Origin of the sequence: Mycobacterium sp. 1245852.3, assembly GCF_001669335.1 — a bacterium.
Lineage (GTDB): Bacteria > Actinomycetota > Actinomycetes > Mycobacteriales > Mycobacteriaceae > Mycobacterium > Mycobacterium europaeum_A.
This window is the reverse complement of the sequence record NZ_LZLL01000186.1, coordinates 1-19764: the sequence shown is the minus strand read 5'-3', so window position 1 is coordinate 19764 and position 19764 is coordinate 1. Positions and strand designations below refer to the sequence as shown.

The 19764-nt window shown below is 67.6% G+C and carries 21 protein-coding genes, 1 tRNA gene and 1 pseudogene; 9 read left to right on the top strand and 14 right to left on the bottom strand.

The annotated features are described in order from the left end of the window. Positions 1–146: 146 nt before the first annotated feature. On the top strand, positions 147–782 hold the full coding sequence (locus A9W96_RS08265; protein ID WP_067138881.1) for a TetR family transcriptional regulator: 636 nt from the start codon (positions 147–149) through the stop codon (positions 780–782). A gap of 387 nt (positions 783–1169) precedes the next feature. Here A9W96_RS08265 and A9W96_RS08260 read toward each other — a convergent pair whose 3' ends face one another. Together A9W96_RS08260 and A9W96_RS08255 are read right to left on the bottom strand one after the other, a co-directional pair. Continuing rightward, positions 1170–1607 carry a rhodanese-like domain-containing protein gene (locus tag A9W96_RS08260; RefSeq protein ID WP_067138879.1) on the bottom strand — a complete coding sequence of 146 codons (438 nt, stop codon included), beginning with the start codon at positions 1605–1607 and terminating at the stop codon, positions 1170–1172. Further along, on the bottom strand, positions 1604–2209 hold the full coding sequence (locus A9W96_RS08255; protein WP_067138877.1) for a cysteine dioxygenase: 606 nt from the start codon (positions 2207–2209) through the stop codon (positions 1604–1606). The genes A9W96_RS08260 and A9W96_RS08255 overlap by 4 nt, the downstream gene beginning before the upstream one ends. A 181-nt stretch (positions 2210–2390) precedes the next feature. Between A9W96_RS08255 and A9W96_RS08250 the strand changes: the two genes are divergently transcribed. Next, entirely contained in the window at positions 2391–2780 is a 390-nt protein-coding gene (locus A9W96_RS08250) for a lipoprotein LpqV (protein ID WP_197498146.1), read from the top strand. Between the two features lie 99 nt (positions 2781–2879). Beyond that, a complete protein-coding gene (locus A9W96_RS08245; protein ID WP_197499453.1) occupies positions 2880–3962 on the top strand; it encodes a patatin-like phospholipase family protein in 1083 nt (360 codons plus the stop codon). A 32-nt stretch (positions 3963–3994) separates the two neighbouring features. Here the strand turns inward: A9W96_RS08245 and A9W96_RS08240 are convergent, their stop codons facing one another. The 10 genes from A9W96_RS08240 to A9W96_RS08195 form a co-directional block, all read right to left on the bottom strand. Then, complete coding sequence (locus A9W96_RS08240; protein ID WP_066860582.1) at positions 3995–4864, bottom strand: patatin-like phospholipase family protein; 870 nt, start codon at positions 4862–4864, stop codon at positions 3995–3997. Positions 4865–4887: 23 nt separating this feature from the next. Next, on the bottom strand, positions 4888–5778 hold the full coding sequence (locus tag A9W96_RS08235; RefSeq protein ID WP_067138873.1) for a class II glutamine amidotransferase: 891 nt from the start codon (positions 5776–5778) through the stop codon (positions 4888–4890). A 25-nt stretch (positions 5779–5803) separates the two neighbouring features. Continuing rightward, entirely contained in the window at positions 5804–6277 is a 474-nt protein-coding gene (locus A9W96_RS08230) for an SRPBCC family protein (protein WP_067138871.1), read from the bottom strand. Positions 6278–6296: 19 nt separating this feature from the next. Further along, on the bottom strand, positions 6297–7925 hold the full coding sequence (locus A9W96_RS08225; RefSeq protein ID WP_067022609.1) for a fatty acid--CoA ligase: 1629 nt from the start codon (positions 7923–7925) through the stop codon (positions 6297–6299). 228 nt (positions 7926–8153) lie between these two features. Continuing rightward, entirely contained in the window at positions 8154–9263 is a 1110-nt protein-coding gene (locus A9W96_RS08220) for a WD40 repeat domain-containing protein (protein WP_067138869.1), read from the bottom strand. Between the two features lie 391 nt (positions 9264–9654). Next, a complete protein-coding gene (locus A9W96_RS08215; RefSeq protein WP_067138867.1) occupies positions 9655–10425 on the bottom strand; it encodes a DUF427 domain-containing protein in 771 nt (256 codons plus the stop codon). Positions 10426–10432: 7 nt separating this feature from the next. Beyond that, a complete protein-coding gene (locus tag A9W96_RS08210; RefSeq protein ID WP_067022617.1) occupies positions 10433–10705 on the bottom strand; it encodes a DUF6295 family protein in 273 nt (90 codons plus the stop codon). Between the two features lie 9 nt (positions 10706–10714). Continuing rightward, positions 10715–11470, bottom strand: a complete 756-nt coding sequence (locus tag A9W96_RS08205; RefSeq protein WP_066876605.1) for a dienelactone hydrolase family protein — start codon at positions 11468–11470, stop codon at positions 10715–10717. Between the two features lie 124 nt (positions 11471–11594). Further along, positions 11595–12401, bottom strand: a complete 807-nt coding sequence (locus tag A9W96_RS08200; RefSeq protein WP_066876607.1) for a hypothetical protein — start codon at positions 12399–12401, stop codon at positions 11595–11597. Between the two features lie 151 nt (positions 12402–12552). Continuing rightward, a complete protein-coding gene (locus tag A9W96_RS08195) occupies positions 12553–13659 on the bottom strand; it encodes a helix-turn-helix transcriptional regulator (protein WP_067138865.1) in 1107 nt (368 codons plus the stop codon). A gap of 295 nt (positions 13660–13954) precedes the next feature. Here A9W96_RS08195 and A9W96_RS08190 point away from each other — a divergent pair, with 295 nt between their 5' ends. Both A9W96_RS08190 and A9W96_RS08185 read left to right on the top strand, forming a co-directional pair. Next, positions 13955–14236, top strand: coding sequence for a hypothetical protein (locus tag A9W96_RS08190; RefSeq protein WP_066860553.1), 282 nt, complete (start codon positions 13955–13957; stop codon positions 14234–14236). A 95-nt stretch (positions 14237–14331) separates the two neighbouring features. Continuing rightward, positions 14332–14724, top strand: coding sequence for a nuclear transport factor 2 family protein (locus tag A9W96_RS08185; protein WP_067138863.1), 393 nt, complete (start codon positions 14332–14334; stop codon positions 14722–14724). 105 nt (positions 14725–14829) lie between these two features. On the opposite strand, the gene A9W96_RS08180 is transcribed toward A9W96_RS08185, so the two are convergent. Continuing rightward, positions 14830–14903, bottom strand: a tRNA-Leu gene (locus tag A9W96_RS08180). Between the two features lie 30 nt (positions 14904–14933). Further along, complete coding sequence (locus A9W96_RS08175) at positions 14934–16160, bottom strand: bifunctional 2-polyprenyl-6-hydroxyphenol methylase/3-demethylubiquinol 3-O-methyltransferase UbiG (RefSeq protein ID WP_067138861.1); 1227 nt, start codon at positions 16158–16160, stop codon at positions 14934–14936. A 184-nt stretch (positions 16161–16344) separates the two neighbouring features. Here A9W96_RS08175 and A9W96_RS08170 point away from each other — a divergent pair, with 184 nt between their 5' ends. From A9W96_RS08170 to A9W96_RS30260, 4 genes and pseudogenes are all read left to right on the top strand, one after another. Beyond that, positions 16345–16674 (top strand): DUF732 domain-containing protein, encoded by a 330-nt coding sequence (locus tag A9W96_RS08170; protein ID WP_067138859.1) that lies wholly within the window; start codon positions 16345–16347, stop codon positions 16672–16674. Between the two features lie 739 nt (positions 16675–17413). After that, positions 17414–18316 (top strand): PE domain-containing protein, encoded by a 903-nt coding sequence (locus tag A9W96_RS08165; RefSeq protein ID WP_067138857.1) that lies wholly within the window; start codon positions 17414–17416, stop codon positions 18314–18316. A gap of 56 nt (positions 18317–18372) precedes the next feature. Next, the gene (locus A9W96_RS08160; protein ID WP_067138855.1) at positions 18373–19533 is read left to right on the top strand and encodes a PPE domain-containing protein; all 1161 of its coding nucleotides are present in this window, start codon (positions 18373–18375) and stop codon (positions 19531–19533) included. 158 nt (positions 19534–19691) lie between these two features. Continuing rightward, a pseudogene (locus A9W96_RS30260) lies at positions 19692–19764 on the top strand (WXG100 family type VII secretion target); the annotation flags it as partial.

Below are 19764 nucleotides of genomic sequence, written 5' to 3'. Positions count from 1 at the left end.
GCGCCCGCTGCTGCACTCGGACGAGACGGCCTAGGGCCAGACGACCCAGAGCCAGCGGCGGGCGGGCGAGCCGGTGTCCGCGAACACCGGATCGACCCGCCCCCGGCCCGCTTTTCAACGACTGTTGAAATGATATCGTTCGCAGCGTGTCGCCGCCTGGGGAAGTTCAGAAGCGGCGCGGTAGACGCCAAGGCGAGCCGGTATCGCGCGACGCGGTGCTTGGCGCGGCAAAGCGGCAGTTCGCCGCTCATGGCTACGACAAAACAACGCTGCGGACGATTGCAGACGATGCGCGAGTAGACCCTTCGATGGTTCTGTATCTCTTCGGCTCGAAGGCGGCATTGTTCCGCGAGTCGATGAAGCTGGTGCTGCCCTCTGATTTGCTAACGACTGAGATGGCTCGGCAAGACGACGACTTAGGCTGCCGCATAGTGCGGGCCTACCTTGGTATCTGGGAGCAGCCTGATACGGCCGCGAGCATGGTGTCGATGGTGCAGTCGGCGACGTCGAACAGCGATGCCAACGATGCATTTCGCGGTTTCCTGCACGACTATCTGCTCACCGCGGTGTCCAGCGCCCTGGGCGGTGGCGATGAAGCGCGTCTGCGCGCAATGCTGGCCGCGACCAACCTCGTCGGCACTGGAATGCTGCGGTACGTCATGCGTGTGCCTCCACTGTCGTCGCTCGGCGTTGATGAGGTGGTCGGGTTGGTGGGGCCAGCCGTGCACCGGTTCCTCACCGCCCCCGCCGATGAGCTGGGGCTCGGCCTCGCGACGCAATAACCCGCCACAGCGCGCGAAGATGCGGTCCCGTGCCTGCCGGACAGCCACCGAACCAGCGCCGGCGACGCGGCGGCGACCTCGAAGATGCCGTACGGAACGCGCCCGCACGATGCATTAATTCAATTGCGATTGAAATTTGCCCGCGATCTATCTAGAGTTCTGCCAGGGGGCCGAAGAACGGAGTCCTGATGTCACGTCTAACCGCGAAGATCCTGATTGCCGCCGTCCTCGCAATGACCGCCGTCGCCGCGGCCGCATGCGTTCCCCCGGCCGGCGTCGAATCACCCGTCGGGGTTGCAGTTAACTAGTGGGCCCGGCTTTGGCAGGTTCCCAACGCACGGTCGCCGTTGCCGACTACCGCAACGAAGCAACGACTGACGAGGCGACCTAGAGCCAGCGGCGGGCGGCCGAGCCGGTGTCCGCGAACACCGGATCGACCCGGCCCCCCGCCAGCTCGCTCAGCACGCCGGCGCCGGCCAGCGCGTGATAGCCCCCGATGACGTCGGTGGCGCGGTGCAGGCCGATGTCCAGCAGCGCCGCCGCGGCCAGGCTGGAGGTGTAGCCCTCCGAGCACAGGATCACCCATTCGACGTCGTCGCCGACGGCCTCGTGCAGCCTGGCCTCGCTGGTGGGATCGCAGCGCCACTCCAGCACGTTGCGTTCGATCACCAGCGCCCCGGGCACCTCGCCCTCACGAAACCGCTGAGCCTGCGGCCGGATGTCGACCAGCACCGCGCCGCGGCGCACCGCGTCGGGCACTTCCACCGCGGGCAACCGGCGAAACCGGCGCCGGGCGGATCTCAGGACGACGTCGATGCGGCTCATGGCGATCCTTCCGGCTGGTCGGTCAGTTCGGTACGTTCGCGGCGCAACGTCTTGCGGTCGGTGATCTCGTAGTACGACATCGCGGTCAGGGGCGGCGAGTAGGCGTGCACGCTCAGCGTCGGCTGCACCGGCGCGGCGCCCGGCACCCCCGCGCCCGGCAGCGCGACGGGCGCCGACACCGGGCGGGGCGCCCAGACCACGTCGTGCACCCAGCCCAACGGGAATCCGGCCTGATCGCCGGCGTCGAGCCGACGGCGTCGCAAAGCCCTTCCGTCCCAACGATATTCGTTGAGCGATCCGGACAGAACGGTCAACGCCCCCAGTGACCCGCCGTGGTCGTGCAGTTCGGTCGGCTGCCCGGGCACCCAGCTGATCAGCCAGACGTCGAGCTCCTCGTCGCCGTGGATGCGGGTGAACCAGCGCCGCGACTGCGGTATGCCCCCCGGCGGCAGCAGGTGATCGCAGCGCCCGCTGAGCACATCGTCGGCGGCCCGGTCGGTGGCGTAGAGCAGATCGGGCACGCGAAGCCGGGTCGGACCGGCGGACGGGGCGGAAAGGGTGCGGGGGCGCGCGGCAGCCTCAGTGGCTACGGGAACAGACATCAGGGGAGCTCCAGGGCGAAAACGGAAAGGACAAGCGGCGGCGTGTTACGGCCGACAACACTCGCAAAATCCGAAGCGCTCCATCACGGCCGCAAGTGTTGCATAGATTGAGACCGTGCGCTGGTGCGGTGATCGGTCCCGGCGATGGGGCGCGGTGGTGGTGGCGACCTTCGTGGTGGGCATGGCCCTGACGGCCACGGGGTGCTCGCACGGCGCGCACACCGGTGCTCCCTCGTCCTCGTCGGCGCGGCCGTCCGGCATCCCCAAGGGCCCCGGTTCGGCGCCCCCGGGTGCGGTCGGCCTGTCCCCCTCGGGCGTGACAACCAGGGTCGATGTGCCCGCGGACTCCACCGAAGAGGAGTACTACCAGGCCTGTCACGCCGCGCAGCAGTGGATGGACGCCCAGCCCAAGACCGGTGCGTCGCTGTTCGAGCCCTATCTGTCGATGGTGCAGGCGTCACCGACGGGCACCGCGGGCAGCTGGAACGCGCCCTGGTCGAAGCTGACCCCGGCCCGGCAGGCGGCCGTGATCGTCGCCGCGCGGGCGGCCGCCAACAACGAATGCGGGTAGCGCCGCGCCCGGGGTGCGCGCCGCCGCGTAATTGGGATCACGGCTGAAAAAACTGCCCTGGCCGCCCGGTCACCTCGCGCCCCCGCGCAAAATGGAGGGGTGCCTGACGAAGTTCCGCGTCGATCAGCAGCGACCCGGGTGGCACTCGCGCTCGGCAGCGGCGGCGCCCGCGGCTACGCGCACATCGGGGTGATCGAGGCCCTGGCGGCGCGCGGCTACGAGGTGGTGGGCGTCTCCGGCTCGTCGATGGGCGCCCTGGTCGGCGGTCTGCAGGCGGCCGGGCGACTCGACGAGTTCGCCGACTGGGCGAAGTCGCTGACCCAGCGCACCATCCTGCGGCTACTGGACCCGTCCATCAGCGCGGCCGGTGTGATGCGGGCCGGCAAGATCTTGGACGCGGTGCGCGACGTCCTGGGCCCGGTCGCCATCGAGGACCTGCCCATCCCGTACACCGCGGTGGCGACCGACCTGTTGGCGGGCAAGTCGGTGTGGTTTCAGCGCGGCCCCCTCGACGAGGCGATCCGCGCGTCCATCGCCATCCCCGGGGTGATAGCCCCCCATGCGGTCGACGGGCGGCTGCTCGCCGACGGCGGCATCCTGGATCCGCTGCCGATGGCCCCGCTCGCCGCGGTCAACGCCGATTTGACCATCGCGGTGAGCCTGTCCGGCAGCGAGGCGATCGGCAACCGCGAGCCGGAGCCCGGCGCCACCGTCGAGTGGTTGACCCGCATGGTGCGCAGCACCTCCGCGCTGCTCGACACGGCCGCCGCCCGTTCGCTGCTCGATCGGCCGACGGCGCGGGCCGTGCTGAGCAGACTGGGCGGCCCGAGCGGGGAGGCCGACGGCTGGGCGGACGCCCCGGATGACGAGCGGCCCGCGGCCGACGACGACGTCGACCACGAGGTCGACGAATTACCCGGCGCCGGATTCGGCGTGCCGAAGCTGGGCAGCTTCGAGGTGATGAACCGGACCATCGACATCGCCCAGGCGGCGCTGGCGCGTCACACCCTGGCGGTTTACCCGCCCGACCTACTCATCGAGGTCCCGCGCTCGACCTGCCGGGCCTTGGAATTCCACCGGGCGGTGGAGGTCATCGAAGCCGGGCGGGCGCTGGCGAACGGGGCGCTCGACGCGCTGGACGTCGAGGACGACCCGGAATCCCCGCCCACGACCGAGCACTGAGCGGTCTCAATACCCTTGCGCGCCAAGCGCATTCACGCGCCCAGGAAGCGGGCGATGGCGGCGGCTTCGCGGCGGCCCTGCTCGCGTCCGGCCACCGCCGACGGAATGCGGCAGTCCGGGTCCAAGGCGTTGGGCCCGAACGCGGCCAGCGAATCGGCATCGGCGAACACGGCGAAGGCCGCGCCGGGGAAGGCCGAGACCTCGGCGGCCGGCCCCGCACCGAACGGCGAGGGAGCGTCGACGCCGGAGGGCACCAGCACCACCGCCGTGTCGCAGTCGGCGGCCACCACGAGGTTGACCGAGCTGGCGACCCCGCCATCCATGTAGTGGCGGTCGCCGATCGTCACCGGCGGCCACGCCCCGGGCACCGCGCAGCTGGCCGCCACCGCATCGACCAGGTCGACACCGGCGTCGCGGTCGAACACGGTCAATTCGCCGGTGGCGACGTCGATGGCGGTGAGCCGCAAGTCGCGGTCCGGCCAGTCGTGCGACGGCAGGCGGTGCGCGATCACGTCCCGGCGCACCGGCGCGGGAACGGTTTTGGTCGCCAGCGCGACGGCCCCGATCCGCTGCATCTGTTGGCGGGTCCTGTCCAGCGATTCCTCGTACGGCTCCCCCAGGGCGGTCAGGAACAGTTCGGTGATCGCCTCGATGTCGACCCCCGAATCGATCTCGGCCGACGACTCGGCGACCTGGCGGTCGAACAGCTCGGCCAGGGTGTGGCCGCTGCTCAGCTGCGCGGCGACCGCCGAGCCCGCCGAGGTCCCGACCAGCACGTCCGACTCGGTCAGCAGCCGGGCCACCGCGGGTGACTCGTCAGCGATGCCCCGCAGAACACCTGTCTCCCAGGCGATTCCCGCTATTCCCCCACCGGCCAGCACCAGGGCGCGTTTGGTTGTCACGCCGTCTACCTTGCCAGCACCGATCAGGCCAGTTGCCGGGTGTTCGGCAGGGCGTGCTGCGACTCCTCCACCGGCGAGCTCAGCTCCTCGCGACGCAGCAGGTGTTTGGGCGGGTCCGGCAGGATCATGCTGCGGTGGATGTGCAGATCCGCATCGACATGGAAGAGTTCGCCCGCCGGCAGCAGCCGCCAGCGTGGCTCGTCGTCCATGACCTCGGTGGCGAACACCACCGACGACCGCTCACACAGATGCTCCGACCGGGCGTGAATCCGCTTGGTGCACAGGTCGAATTCCGCGTCATCCGACGCCGCCTCGTCGGATCGATCCAGGATGTAGAGCTGATGGGTTTCGGGGTAGCGCAGCGCCCACATGTCGGTGGCCGTGCTCAGCAACACGTTGACCGCGTAGATGGGAACATGGTCGGCGAGCCATCGCATGGCGTCGGTGAGGCCGGCGGTGATGTCGCCGTCGCGGGCCCGGATCGACGCGGTGATCAACGCGAAGACCCGCTCGGAATCGGTGTCCCCCAACACCAAATCCTCGGTGCCGACCTCACGCAGCCGCTCGTCGAGGATGTCTAATCCTTCGAGGACGCCGTTGTGCGCGAAGATCCGCCCGTCCTGCAGGAAGGGGTGGGTGTTGTGGATGTCGAGCGAGCCGGTGGTCGCGTATCGGACATGGGCGATGACGGTCGTGCCGGTCATCCGGTGTGCCTCGGTCGCGAATGTGGCATCTTGCCAGGCCGCTATCGGCTCCTTGTACAGGTGCGGCCGGCCGTGTTCGTCGAAGACGCCCAGCCCGGTGCCGTCCGGATTCCTCCTGCTCTGCTGGGCCAGGCTGTCCGGGGCGTCCAGCAGCCAGAAGGTCGCGGTACACGCGTGCGTCCCGGCGTGCAGGCCAAAGAGTCGGCACATGGCTCCCCACGGTAGCGGTCGCGGGTCACGCCGTCAGCAAGGTCGACAGGTGACGCAGCGCCCGGCGCGCGTAGCCCTTCCACAGGCCGCCCAGCACCGGCAGGGCGCGGGCCGTCAGCGGCGAGCGCGGGCGGATGTCCCAGCGCCAGGTGATCTCGGTGCCGCCCGGGGCGGGGGCGAAGACCCATTCGCCGAGGATGTGGTCGACCAGCAGCGCCATCGGGCCGGTGATCTCCGAGAGCCGGTAGCCGAACGAGCGCGGCGGATCGACACTGGTCAGTTCCTCGCGCATGCGGGCACAACCGGCCAGGTGCACGATGCGCGTTTGGCCCGCGGCATCCCAGGCGCCGGTCTGCTCGCGCACCTCCTTGATCGGCGGGAACGGCCCATACCAGCGGTGAAACAGCGCCGGGAGCGCGATGGGCAGCGTGCGGTGAAATGCGTCTGCGACCGCGACCGGGGCGACCACGGACTGATCAACAACGAGCGAATCTGGCACCGGTGTAACGCCTTTCAGCTCAGTCGTGGGCCTCGACCACCTGGTATCCGTCTTCGGCGTACCGCGACCGGATGGTCTTCTTGTCGTACTTGCCGACGCTGGTACGCGGAATCTCGTCGACGAAGGTCCACCGCTCGGGCAGCCACCATCGAACGACCTTGTCGGCGAGGAACTTTCGCAGCTGTCCGGCGCTCACCGAGGAGCCGTCCTTGGCCACGATCACGGCGAGCGGCCGCTCCTCCCAGCGCTCGTCGGGAACCCCGACCACCGCGGCCTCGACCACATCCGGGTGGCCGATCAAGAGGTTCTCCAACTCCACCGAGGAGATCCATTCGCCGCCGGATTTGATGACGTCCTTGGCGCGGTCGGTCAGAGTGACGAAGCCGCGTTCGTCGATGCGGCCGACGTCGCCGGTGCGCAGCCAGCCGGAGTCGAACTTCGACTCGTCGCGACCCAGGTAGTAGGCGCCGGCGATCCACGGTCCGCGCACCTCGACCTCGCCGACGGCGTTGCCGTCGTTGGGCAGCACCTGACCGTCGTCGTCGACGATGCGCATCTCGACGCCGCAGACCGGCTGGCCCTGCGTCCCGCGGAACGCCCAGTGCTGGTCCTCCGGGGTTCCCGGCGGCGGCCACGCCATGGTGGCCAGCGGCGACGTCTCCGTCATCCCCCACAGTTGCCGGATCTGCACGTTGTGTTTTTCCTCGAAGGTGCGCATCAGCGACACCGGGACGGCCGAGCCGCCGCAGACCACCAACCGCAGCGACGACATGTCGTGGTCGGGGTCGTCCTCGAGGTGATGCAGGACGGCGTTCCAGATGGTCGGCACCGCGCCCGTCACCGTGGGCCGCAGGTCCTCGACCATCCGGACCAGCGACCGGGGGTCCAGGTGGCAATCGGGCAACACCAGGTCGGCACCGGCCATCAGCGCGGCGTAGGGCAGCCCCCAGGCGTTCGCGTGGAACATCGGCACGATGGGCAGCACGCTGTCGGTGGCCCCGACCCCGATGCCATTGGTGGTACACGCGCCCATGGTGTGCAGGAAGCTCGAACGGTGGCTGTAGACAACACCTTTCGGGTTGCCGGTGGTGCCGCTGGTGTAGCACATCGCGGCCGCGGAGTTCTCGTCGATGTGCGGCCAGTCGAACTCGGTGGGCTCGCCGTCAAGGACGTCGGCGTAGCGCAGCACGGTCTTGCCGGCCCCCTGCAGCGGCTCGGTGTCGTCGCCGACCACGATCACCGTGTGCACGGTCTCGAGGTCGGGCAGCACGGGCGCGAGCAGTTTGACCAGTGACGCGTCGACCAGCACCACTTGGTCTTCGGCCTCGTTGGCGACGAAGGCGATCTGCTCGGGGAACAGGCGAATGTTGAGGGTGTGCAGGACGGCGCCCATCGACGGCAACGCGAGGTATGCGGTGAGGTGTTCGGCGTTGTTCCACATGAACGTGCCCACCCGCTGGTCACCGGTGATACCGAGGCGGCGTAGTCCATTCGCCAGTTGCGCGGCCTGCTGACCCAGTTCCCGATACGTCGTGCGCCGGTATCCGTCGCCGGTGAAGGTGGTGACGGTGCGTTCCCCGTGCACGGTGCAGCCGTGCCGCATGATCGCGGTGATCGTCAACGGAAAGTCCTGCATGGTGCCGTCCATTGATCTACCGCCCTTACTCTCAGCGCAGCACCGCCCGTGTCGGCGACCGCCTCTTACCCTAAGCCCGAATTCAGGGTGAGTGGCGGCATCTACCGGGCCGAAACGACCCCGATCGAGCGTGCAACCAAGGCTTTGAGTGTGAACGCTGGGCGGCGACACGCCGACAAACCCCGACGAGGATTCACACTCGGCGCCGAGGATTCACAGACGCACAGGACCCCGGTGATGCTAGGCCAGCACCGGCTCCCACTCCGGCAGCTCGGGCAACCAGCCGGCGATGGACAGGTCCCGCTCGCCGGCGCGCGGCAGCGGTGTGGGCGAGGCGATGCGCGCCGCGGTCACCACGCCGGAGTAGTCGGCGACGTAGAGATGGGCGCCGTCGGGGCTTTCCACCACGCAGGACGGGTGGTGGGACACCTTGACCTCGCCGACGACCTCTTGGCGATGGGTGCTCAGCACCGTGATGCGGTCATCGCTGACCAGGTAGGCGCGCGCGCCGTCGCGACTCAGCGTCATCCTGGTGAGCGGGCCGGTGATCTCGGGCACCTTGTGGGTGCCGACGATCTCGGTGGCCCGGGTGTCGACCACGTCGAGCACCGCGCCCGCGACGGGATCGCAGCTCGCCACGTACGCCGTGGCGCCGTCGTCGCTCAGCGCCACGTCGCGCACGGGCAGACCAAGGTCGATGACGCCGACGATGCGCGACCGGCCGCCGACCCGGCGGTTGTCGGAGCGCGTCCGGGTCTCGATCATGGCGAGGCTGCCGCCGGTCGGCCCGTTCATGCCGACGTACAGGCGCCGGCCGTCGGCGCTGACCCGCACGCATTCGGTGGTGGTACCGGTTTCGGCCGCCAGCTCGATCACCTCGAGCTCACCGGTGGTGGTGTCCAGCACCGTCACGTCGGCGCCGCGAACCGCGTTTCGGCTGGCGTACAGGTAACTGCCGTCCGGGCTCACCGTCAGGCCGCTCACGCTGTGCGCGAGCCGGTGCGTGGCGATGCGCCAGTTGGTGACGACGTCGATGACTTCGATCGCGTCATAGCCGGCGGTCGCCGTGCTGACGTAGGCGTAGTTGGCGTCCGCGCCGTTCATCGCGACCGTGAAGGGCTCGGCCAGGCCGGTGACGGTGCTCGAGACGCGGCAGGTCTTGGCGTCGACGACCGACACCATGTCGCGGCCGTAGTTCGTGACGACCAGCCGGCGCCCGTCGGGGCTGATGTCGATATCGCTGATCGGGCCGTTGTGCAGTGGGACTCGGATCACCGAGGTGGTGTCCAGCTCGAAGGCTCGCCCGTCTCGTTCGTGGTGCGCGGCTGTAGGGCCGTTCACATCGTTCACGTTTGATACCGCCTTTGCTGTGGTTGTCGGCTCTAGTGGTCGAGTGTCGACGCCGCCGAGATGTTCGCGGCGATCCGACCATCGGATCCACCGGCTTTCAGCACCGAAAGGCACTGACGAGACTGGTTTTCGGTAGTCTACTGGCCGCACATCGCCGCAAAGCAGGTCAGGAATGCTCGACGTTAGCTACGTCACTGTTCGCACTCAGGTTCTGCTCAGACTTCCAATCACGCTGTACCGCAGACGCTTACCCGTAGCGAAAGTGAGGCAAACCCGCTTCCGGCGGATTTCACCCGGGCCGCTAACCGCCCACGTGAACGGGCCTACGGCGAATTAGTAAGGAATTCTCAGGCTTGGGTGGCGAGGAGGGAAAGATCACACCTTGCCCCGACTAGCTGAACTGCGTCTGCGGGCGAGCCAATCTGGCGCCGTCGACGGTGATGTCGAGTTTTTCGTTGTAGAACGCGATCAGACCGGCGATCTGCCCCACCGCCGGCAGCGGATAGTGGTAGGTCCACGCCAAGTCCTCGTGCAGGGCGTCGCCCACCCGTACCGACCAATAGCCCGACGTCACTCCCTTGTACGGGCACAGTGTCTGCGTCGCGCTGGGTTCCAGGTGCTCGAAGGCCACATCGGTCGGATCGATGTAATACCTTGTGGGCAAACCGGTTTCGAACAGTAAAACCGGAGAAGTGGTGTCTGCCAACGCAATTCCGTCGAGTTCGACCCGCACGTGGCGGTGCGAGCGTAAGGCGTCGACGCGTGCGTACGGGTTGCGCGGGTGACCGTAGATCGGCTCGTCTTCTTCGAACCAGCGCAACGGATTCCATTCGAAGCGAACGGTACCGGCCAACGCGCCGCCGCCGTCGGCGTCGAACACCCGCGCGGCGGACTTGTGCGTCTGGCCGGCGCCCACCAGTGAGTACAGCCGGGACGGGCCGAATTGCACCTTCTGGGCGTGGTTTTCGTCGCGCAGGAACTCGGTGCGGACGTCGGCGAGCGGGATGTAGTACTGCGGGTAGTAAGGGACCTCCCACACGTACCGGGCGCCGGTGGTGTCGAAGACCAGCGCATCGCCGAGGTAACCGCGAACGCGCCGCGGGGCGGGTTCGATCCGGCCGCGGGCGGCAGCCATGTCGGGGTAGTCGCGTCCGGCGCTCATCGCTGACCTACTGGTCCTTGGAGGCCAGCCCGGCCGGTGCGTGGCCGATCGCTTTGTGGATGGCGTCGGCCAGCGCCAGCGCGCTCTCCTCGGTCAATTCCAGGGCCACCCGCGCCGACGGGCCGAGCTTCGGGTTGATCACGTCGATGTTGACGGTGTGGCCGTAGGGCGCGTGGACGGGATGGTCGACGTACACCGTGGCGCGGCTGGCCCCGAACCATCCCGTTGCGCCCTTGCCGCTGCCGTCGATCTCGACGTGTTCGGTGAGATAGGTGCACATGGCAGACGCCTAGCCTTTCAGGTAGGTGGCGAAGAACTCATCGATGCGCCGCCAGCCGTCCACCGCGGCCTCCGGCCGATACGCCGGACGGTCGACGGAGAAGAACGAATGGCCCGCACCCTCATAGGAGTGGAACTCGTGCGGCTTGCCGAGCTGGGTGAGTTCGGCGTCCAGGGTGGCGACGGCGGCGGGCGCCGGGAACCGGTCGTCGAGGCCGAACAGGCCCAGCAGCGGACAGCTGAGGTTGCCGGCCAGGTCAAGGATCGGCTTCATGGCCTTGGGCATGCCCTCGGGCGGGTCCTCGACGATGAACGCGCCGTAGCAGTCCACCGCCGCATCGAACGGCAGTGAGCAGGCGGCCAGGTAGGCGTGCCGTCCGCCCGAACAGTGCCCGATGACGCCGAACTTGTCGTTGGCGCCCGGCAGCGATCGCAGGTGCTCCACCGCGCCCGCGACGTCGCCGACCAATCGTTCGTCGGGCACCCCGCCCGCGGCCCGCGCCGCGGCGGCCGCGTCGTCGGGCGCGGCACCCGGGGCCTCCCGCGAGTAGAGGTTGGGCGCGACGGCGTTGTAGCCGCTGACGGCGAGCCGGCGGACGAACTCCTTGGTTTCGCGGTCGTATCCGGGCATGTGGTGGATCCACACGACGCCACCCCGCGATCCCTGCGCGAGCGGCACCGCCTGGTAGGCCTCGATCTCGTCGCCGCCGTGGCCGGTGATGGTGATGGTTTCCGCGCGCATGGCGTCCGCGCTGGGTGCGTTCATCGCGACTCCCTTTCTCCGCTCCGGCGGAGAACCCGTCATGGGGTGCCCTTGGCCGGATGCGGAGCGCGTGCCGCGGTTCGGGCCGCTCCGCCGAGAACCAACGTAGCCCAACCGCGGTGGGCGTTCAGTGCCGCTTGTCGCGCACCTTGTAGGTCGAGGGCCACGACTTGCGGGACTCGTCTCCGGTCAACGGGGTGCCCATCCCGCCGACCTTGACGGCGTAGGCCTCCTTGCCCGGGCCCACCTCGCGGTTGGCGTGCTCCTGGGCGAGGAAGTAGAGCTCGTCGATGGTGGCTTCGTCATAGGCGACGAACGAGGTTTCCCGTGCGACGTCGTCGATCCCGACCAGCATCCGGTCGGGCAGCAGTCGCGACGCCACCGCCGTGAGCCCCAGCAGCCCGAAGGGAATGATCCAGTAGCACAGGAAGAACAGCGGGGTCTTCGTGTCCAGCATCAGGGCGGCGGTGGTGCCGGCCGGGCCCGCGGGGCCTGCCAGGATCGACGGGAGCGCCGAGGACACCGTCATCGCCGCGAACGTCGCCACCCAGAGCCAGCTGAGGATCTTGACGATCCGGCCGAACAGCTCGGTTTTGATGATGTCGGGGGCCTGTTCGGCGGCGGCGAACTCGGCCACGAACGGCTTGCCGACCAGCACCCCGGTCAGCGTCACCAGGAAGATCCCGGCATTGCTCAGCGGCAGTATCCACCGCTGCAGGAACGACTCACTGAGCGCGAAGGTCAGCGCGGCGAGGACCAAAAGCACTGCGACGGAAGCGAAGTCAAAGAACTGCCACTTCCGGCCGGCCACGCCGCCGGCGCCCAGGCTGACAGCGGCGATCGCCAGCGCGACCAGCACGGCCGCCGCGAACGGGACGTTACCGACGAGTACCCAATACACGATCCACGGCGCGAGGCCGAACAGCATGCCCATGCTGGGTCAGTGTATGAGTGGCGGTTTGCGGCGTCGTCGGCGGCAGGCCCAAAACCTTGGTCCGCGATCGGCGGACCTGAGGGGACAGGGCGTGAGTCAAACGTCCTTGTTGGCGGCCAAATACGGTCGGGTGCACAGCGGGCCCGCGTGACTACGGACGTAGCACGAGTAGAAGGCGGACCAGCTGAGCTTGGCGGTGCGTGTCGGTTTTGTCGAAGACATGTTGCAGATGAGTGCGAACCGTCGTCACTGAGACCGACAGCTCCTGTGAAATTTCCTTCAAGCCCGCGCCATGCGCGATGCGCAAGGCAACGTCTGCCTCGGCATCGGTGAGGCGGTAGAGCCGCCGCAACAACACCGCAGGGGGTTCAGGCTCGTCCTCGGGGTCGATGATGAGAACCAAGGCCTTTGGCTTCCTCAGTGGCCCATCGGCATCACGGCAGTGGGATGGCAGCACATGGACGACATACGGCCGCTTACCGGAGGGGCGAATAGAGATGAGCGACCGCTCCGCCCGAATGGTGGAGCATCCGCCTCGAAGCGCGTCGTCTATGGCGCGATGCAGCTCTCGTTCAGTGTGCGCGCTCGTCGCAGCGATGCATCCTGACCGCATGCAAAACCCATCTCCGGCGCGGAAAATCCGTTCCGCAGCCGAATTCATTTCTTTAACTAAGTGTTCGCGGGAGACGACGACGACGATTCCGTGCCGGACAACCTCCAGTGCGTCCGCCAGCTCCGCAGTGGTGTGGCTAAGAGCGGCAAGCTTGTTTTGTGTGCGCACGGCCTGTTGCAGGTGTGGAACCAGGCCCCTCATCAACTTCACACGGTCAAACGTGTCGAACGACTCGGTGCGTCTCGGTGCCCCGACGATGAAACACGTCGGTGTGGGCCCACCCGTCAGCCGGACGAACATCCCGTCGCCAAGTTCGAGGGGATGCAACCACTCTTCGTAGAACTCCGACTTCGACACGAGCGGCATCAACTCCGCCCCCGTCCGTACCGCGGCGACCGGGCCTCGCCCGACGGCGGCAAGCACGTGATCGAAGCGGTGGTAGTACTCCACGTAGCTCTTGGCGGCGGCCGCGGGAAGGGTCGAATCGAGAACGGACCAGACCGTACTGTCTGCCAAAAACAACCCGCTGGCTGTCCCGTCCAGCGCGCGGCGAATCGAACCCAAGGCCGCCTCCCAGCGATCAGGAGTGACCGCCGCAGCGTAGATGCCAGCTATCAGGCGGGAGAAATCCTCGACAGTAACCACGGCCGGGGCTTCGATTCACCGGTTGGTATCCGCATCGATTCGCCTTCCTCCCTGTATACCTCCCGCAGCCTTCAGCAAAGGATAGTCGGATCCCGTTCAGATCGAAATGTCATCCATATAGATGAGGTGTTTGCCCACCTCATGATGCTTCCCTTGAAGTGTTCGATCCCTGTGACTCCCAGTCGGAGCCAGCAATCACCAGAAGGCAGCCGCCATGTTGCACCTACTACCCAAGTCGCACTCCCCAGCCGGTCGGTCGACGCTCGATGTCGAGCCAGCTCCGGCCGCGACGGGCATGCCGATCGACCGCCCGGATACCGGTCAAGCGACCACCGACGCCGCCCGAAACGCCTCGTCACCGGTTGTGATCAGCGAATCGGAGGTCTTGTTCAATACCGCAGTGGCCGCCGCAGCGGTGTCGCCGGCAATGATTCATCGTCACTGGTCTCGTGCAGCTTTCATATCAGCCATCGGCCATATCCACTTCAGACTGCCCGAGCCGCGGCCTGTCTATCCGCGGCGTTACACCAGCTATTTCGAGGATGGACGGATGTCTCGCATGATGGAGCACCTCTGACCAGGCGATGCGCGCTCTAGCGCGTTTCAGTCGGACGCTGGACCGGCCATGTCGGTCACGGCCGAAACATCGGACTATCACGAAAGGCAACGGGAATGTCAGAGCACGAACAGAACATGAAGCTGATCAAGAAGGGCTACGAAGCCTTCAACGCTGGTGACGGCGACACGGTGATGAGCCTGTTCGATGAGAACGTCGAGTGGATCCAACCGGGCGACAGCGCCATCAGCGGCACCTACCACGGCAAGCAGGAAATAGCAGAGCTGCTGGCCAAGATGAGTGAGAAGCAAGCTTCTGTCACGAGCGAGCGCATGCTCGCGGACGGCGACTTGGTAATCATGCTCGGCCAAACCACCGTGGCCGGCGAAACCACGGACGCAGCAACGGTATTCACGGTGCGCGACGGTCGCACCGTACGGGTGCAGGCATACGGCGACACCGCGGCGCTGGAGCGCATCTTCGGCAAGAAGGTGGCGGCGACGGCCTGATCACCCGTCCCAGGCATACTCTCCGACGAAGCAGCGGCCCGTGACCCACTCGGGGGCGGGCCGACTGCTCTGGGTAATGGACAGCGACGTCCAGCCAATTTTTAGTGCCCCCAGTCGGACTCGAACCGACACTGGGCGGATTTTAAGTCCGCTGCCTCTGCCAATTGGGCTATGGGGGCCCGTCGCGAATGTAGCCGACCGGGGACCGGCTATCCGGCCGGGTCGGCGTTCAGCGCCATGGCCAGAAAGTCCAACCGCCATAACCCTTGGAACAGCTTGTGGCCGAAATCTCGCAGCAGAGCCCGGTGCTCATCGGGGACGGCACCTGCGCGTCCCACGGATTCGATGATCTCGGCGATAGTACGGCGGCCGTCGACGTGTTGCACGAAGGGCAACTGGGCCGGGTTCAGCTTTTGCTTGCCGCCCGGCCAATGGATTTCGTCGCCGGACAACAGGCACGCCGTGCGCAGCAGCGGGACGTAATCGAATGAGGCCGGTGACGCGAAATCGATCGTGTACTGCTCCGTGGGGCGCTCGGGGCGGCAGGCCAGAAAGAAATGGGTGGCGTTCGCCGGCTGCAGGCGCTCCATCACGGACCACAGTTCGACCTCGGGCAATCGGCCAAGCGCCGACTGGAATCCGCTTGCCGGCGTGAGCATCTCGTGCGAGTAGTACGGCGACTTGTGAAACCATGACTGGAACGCGAGTCCGGCGGCGGCGACCAGGTCGAGGCATTCCGCAACGGTGTAGCTGCGCGCCCGGGGATGCAGGAAGGTATCGACCAGGGCGCCGTCGGAGACCAGGTCGCGGGCCGCCTTGAGGTAGCCGCGCACCGGGTGGTCGGCCGGCAACATCGCGATGGCCTCTTTGACCAGTTGGACCGACGCGTCGTCCTGCGCCAGCTTGAGGTCGCGAAACACCGATTCGAGCATTTCGACGCCGATCCGGCCGTACTTGGCGTACAGCATGACCGCAAGCGCCCCGTCGCGGCGCAGGCACGCGCCCAGCGCAGTGAGCCCGGCCAGCGGGTCGGCCATGTGGTGCAGGACTCCGCTGGAAACGATCAGGTCGAAGTCGCGCCCGAGCGCCGACACCTCTTCGATCGGCAGCAGGTGCAGCTCCAAGTTCTGCAGCCCGTGCTTGTCCTTGAGCCGGTTGTGCTGGTTCAGCGCATTCTGGCTGACGTCGATCCCGACCACCGTCGCGCCGGGATTTTTGAAAGCGAACAGGGCGGCCTGGAAGGTGCCGCAACCCGCGATCAGGATGTCGAGGTCCGGCTTGTAGTCGCGGTCCGGCCACAACACCCGGTGAGCCCAGAACGGATCGAACCAATCCCAGTGGCTTTCGCACCACGCCGCGAGGTCGGCCACCGGGGGCGGATACTCCCACCGATCGTATTGGCGGGAGACGGCGTCACCCCGCGGATCGTCGGTCACTACGGCGCTGGCTCCTTCGCAACGGGCGGGTTTTGCTGCCTTGTTTGGCGGTGGCGACCAACTTACAAGCCTTCGCCGATATCCGGGCGAGGAGAAACGCCTGGTTAACTCGTCGAGACAGATTTGCCGGACGCAATTAGGATTCGATTCCTGCACGCACGAATTGGCCCGGAGGAGTCGACGAGTGAGAATCACGGCACGGTGGGCCGCGCCGGTCGCTATCGCGGTGGCCGGCGTCGTCGGCATGGTCGCCGCGCCGATCGCGAGTGCCGACCCCGCGGATGACCAGTACCTGCAGACACTGCATTTGCGCGGACTCAGCTGGGCGGATGGCGCCGACCAATCGATGATCAATGTCGGGCATGCCGTGTGCACGGACTTCGATGGCGGGGACACCGCGGCTCAGACCATCGGCGATGTGAAGAAGTCGCTCGGGTTGAGCAACGGCGGCGCCAACATCATCGTCGGAGCGGCGGTCGCGGCGTACTGCCCGCAAAACCGCAGCAAATTGTAGGGGCCACCAACAGCGGCAGCGGCACCGTCGTCGTGGTGCCGCTGCCGCTGTTGGCGGCCACTCACAGCCCTGAATTTCCGGAGCCTGGTCTCTCACTCCGCCTCACCGCTCGCGGGTTTGCTACCTGACACCGGGAGCCACACCACCTAACCGCCGGGAGCAAAGGTCCGCGGTCCGCGACGGCCATGGCGTCATGTGCGTCACAGCGGGCCCGGCGGCACGCTATTCGGGCACCCAGCGCAAGCTCTGGCCAGTTTGCGTGACACCGCCGCGCGCTGGCGCGGCCGGAACCGCAATTCGGGTCGATTGGACTCGCCCGGAATTCCGGCCACGGTCGAACGTCAACGGGCGCTTGGGGATTTGGCACGTCTGCGGCCGAACGTCGAGCCGCCGGGGCGCCGGTACACGCCAGCGACCCGTCGGCGCTATCGCCGGACCGCCATTTGCCACATGTCTAACGTGCGGCTCGGACGGCCGTCCGCTAAGATCCGCGCGCCGCGCGCGGTTTCCTGTTGCGCCGCCCGAGCTCAGATGACGTCCCGGTATCGCCCGACAGAAGCTTGTTAAAACTACGACACTCGGCGTTAAGAAGCCGTAAACGGCTGTCACGTGTGCCTTTTCGGCGGGAACGTGGGGTCGGTGGATAGCTAGCCTTTCCCCAACGCACAGGGGACGTGGCGTAAACACACAGGCCGGCTCGCCGTAGGGGGTCGGTCCGTTCCAACACTAGGAGCAACGGATGTCATTTCTGACGACACAAACCGAAGAGATGTTAGCCGCGCAGCAGCTGCTCAGCGGGATCAACACCAACCTGGCAGCGCAGAACGCGGGCGCTGCGTCGGCGACCACCGTGATTGCTCCCGCGGCGGCCGACCCGGTCTCGGCCCAGCAGGCAGCAATCTTCTCGACCTACGGCACCACCTATCAGACCCTCGCGGCCCAGGCGCAGACGCTGCTGGAGCAGTACGCCAGCACCCTGGGGGTCAGCTCCAACGCCTACGGCGACACCGAGGCCGTCAACGCGAGCCAGGCCGTGCTGTCGAACCTGACGGCCTCTCCGCTCGACGCCGCGGCGAACGCCAGTTCTTCAGGCACTCCTCTCGACTGGCTCTCCTACCTGCTGGGTAGCACCGGCAACAACACCAACCCGGCGATGCTCGGCGGGATCTTCGGCCTGTCGAGTAACGGCGCCAACATCTTGAACATCGGTGGTGGCAACTGGGCCTCGGCCGCGTCCGACCTGATCGGGCTCGCCGGTGGTGGTCTGCTCGACACGTCTGGTGACGCCGCGGGCGCCGGACTGGCCGCGGATGTCGCCGCCTCGCCCGGGCTCGGCGCCACCACCGTCGCGGCAGGCGGCGCGGGCGGCATGAGCGCAATGCCGGTCGCCTCGATGGGCTCGGCGACCATGGTCAGCAACCTCGCAGTGCCGCCGAGCTGGGCCGGCGCGTCGGCACCGGTGGCCACGCCGGTCAGCGCGATCCAAACGGCGGGCTGGACCGCCGCCGCGCCGCAGGCCGGCGCGGGCACGGTCGTGCCCGGGATGCCGGGAATGGCCTCGGCGGCGCGCAGCAGCGCCGGCTTCGGTGCGCCGCGTTACGGCGTGAAGCCGATCGTCATGCCGAAGCCCACGGCCGTCTAAGCAGCGGTCACCCCAGACGTCGCATTCGAACAGACAAAATAAGGAGCGGGACAAAAATGGTTCTAAGTTTTGCGGCAATACCCCCGGAGATCACCTCCTCGCTCATCTACTCCGGTGCGGGCGCCGCGCCCCTGATGGCTGCCGCGACGGCCTACGCCAACCTGGCCGCCGAGATCAGCACCACGGCCACGCAGTGGGAGTCGATCATCTCGCTGCTCACCAGCGAGCAGTGGACGGGCGGGGGCTCGGCGGCGGCCGCGGCGGCGGCCCAGCCCATCGTCACCTACCTGACCGAGACGGCGTCGACGCTCGAGCAGGCGAGCGCGCAGGCCACGGCGTCCGCGGCGGCTTTCGAGGCGGTGTTCGCGGCGGTGGTGCCGCCGCCGGTGATCGCCACGAACAGGGCCACGCAGGCGGCGCTCGTCGCCTCGAATGTGCTGGGCCAGAACACGCCCGCGATCGTGGCGCTCGACACCCTGTATGCCGAGTACTGGGCCCAGGACGCCGCCGCCATGGCCGCGTACCAGGCGGCCTCGGCGGCGGCCGGGGTGCTCACGCCGGTGACGCCGTTGACCTCGACCACCGACCCGGCGGCCGCCTCGGCCGTCGACAACGCTGCGCTGGCCGGCAACACGGCGAATGGCACGGTCCAGGCGTTGGATGCGCCGCTCGCGGATGCGCTGTCGCTGCCTGACGCCAACAGCAACTTGCTGGACTCGATCGACAACTTCCTTGGCACGCCGGCCGTGTTCAACGCCATTAATGGCGGCGTCAACACCGCGGCCTGGTTCGTCATGAACACCATTCCGACCGCGGTATCGCTGGGTCACACCCTGGGCGCCGTGCCGGCCATCGCCGTCGGCGACGTGGCGCCCGATGGTGTTGCGGGCATCACCGAGGGCACCATCGTCAACTCGGTGAGGCCGGTGGGCGGCCTGGGCGCCGCGACATCGGCGGCCGTCGGGGAGGCCTCCATGGTCGGCCGCCTGTCGGTGCCGCCCGGTTGGTCCGCGGCCGCCCCGGCGACGCAACTGGTTTCGGCGACCGCCCCGCTCGAGGGCTCGGGTTGGACCGTCGCGTCCGAGGCGGCCGAGCCGGTCAGCGCGATGCCCGGCATGCCCGGAATGGCGGCGGCGGCAAAGGGTGCCGGCGCGTACGGGTCCGGCCCGCGGTACGGCTTCAAGCCGATCGTCATGCCCAAGCAGGTCGTCGTCTAGAAGGTCCGGTGATATGGGAAGAAGGGGGTACATGTCACCCAATTGAGGCGAGCAATTAACCGGCAGGCCGTAACCTGTTTACAACTCGGCCACCACTGCATCAAATACAACTGTTAAGACTTCGGCGAACTGAAGCTTCAAGATAGGAGACAGTCGACATGGCAACACGTTTTATGACCGACCCGCACGAGATGCGGGCGATGGCGGGCCGCTTCGAGGTGCACGCCCAGA

Bases quoted from the DNA above. Each gene is read 5' to 3' on its own strand.
- A9W96_RS08260 (WP_067138879.1), bottom strand. From the start codon at position 1,607: ATGAGCCGCATCGACGTCGTCCTGAGATCCGCCCGGCGCCGGTTTCGC.
- A9W96_RS08255 (WP_067138877.1), bottom strand. From the start codon at position 2,209: ATGTCTGTTCCCGTAGCCACTGAGGCTGCCGCGCGCCCCCGCACCCTT.
- A9W96_RS08250 (WP_197498146.1), top strand. From the start codon at position 2,391: ATGGCCCTGACGGCCACGGGGTGCTCGCACGGCGCGCACACCGGTGCT.
- A9W96_RS08235 (WP_067138873.1), bottom strand. From the start codon at position 5,778: ATGTGCCGACTCTTTGGCCTGCACGCCGGGACGCACGCGTGTACCGCG.
- A9W96_RS08225 (WP_067022609.1), bottom strand. From the start codon at position 7,925: ATGGACGGCACCATGCAGGACTTTCCGTTGACGATCACCGCGATCATG.
- A9W96_RS08215 (WP_067138867.1), bottom strand. From the start codon at position 10,425: ATGAGCGCCGGACGCGACTACCCCGACATGGCTGCCGCCCGCGGCCGG.
- A9W96_RS08210 (WP_067022617.1), bottom strand. From the start codon at position 10,705: ATGTGCACCTATCTCACCGAACACGTCGAGATCGACGGCAGCGGCAAG.
- A9W96_RS08205 (WP_066876605.1), bottom strand. From the start codon at position 11,470: ATGAACGCACCCAGCGCGGACGCCATGCGCGCGGAAACCATCACCATC.
- A9W96_RS08200 (WP_066876607.1), bottom strand. From the start codon at position 12,401: ATGGGCATGCTGTTCGGCCTCGCGCCGTGGATCGTGTATTGGGTACTC.
- A9W96_RS08190 (WP_066860553.1), top strand. From the start codon at position 13,955: ATGCCGATCGACCGCCCGGATACCGGTCAAGCGACCACCGACGCCGCC.
- A9W96_RS08185 (WP_067138863.1), top strand. From the start codon at position 14,332: ATGTCAGAGCACGAACAGAACATGAAGCTGATCAAGAAGGGCTACGAA.
- A9W96_RS08165 (WP_067138857.1), top strand. From the start codon at position 17,414: ATGTCATTTCTGACGACACAAACCGAAGAGATGTTAGCCGCGCAGCAG.
- A9W96_RS08160 (WP_067138855.1), top strand. From the start codon at position 18,373: ATGGTTCTAAGTTTTGCGGCAATACCCCCGGAGATCACCTCCTCGCTC.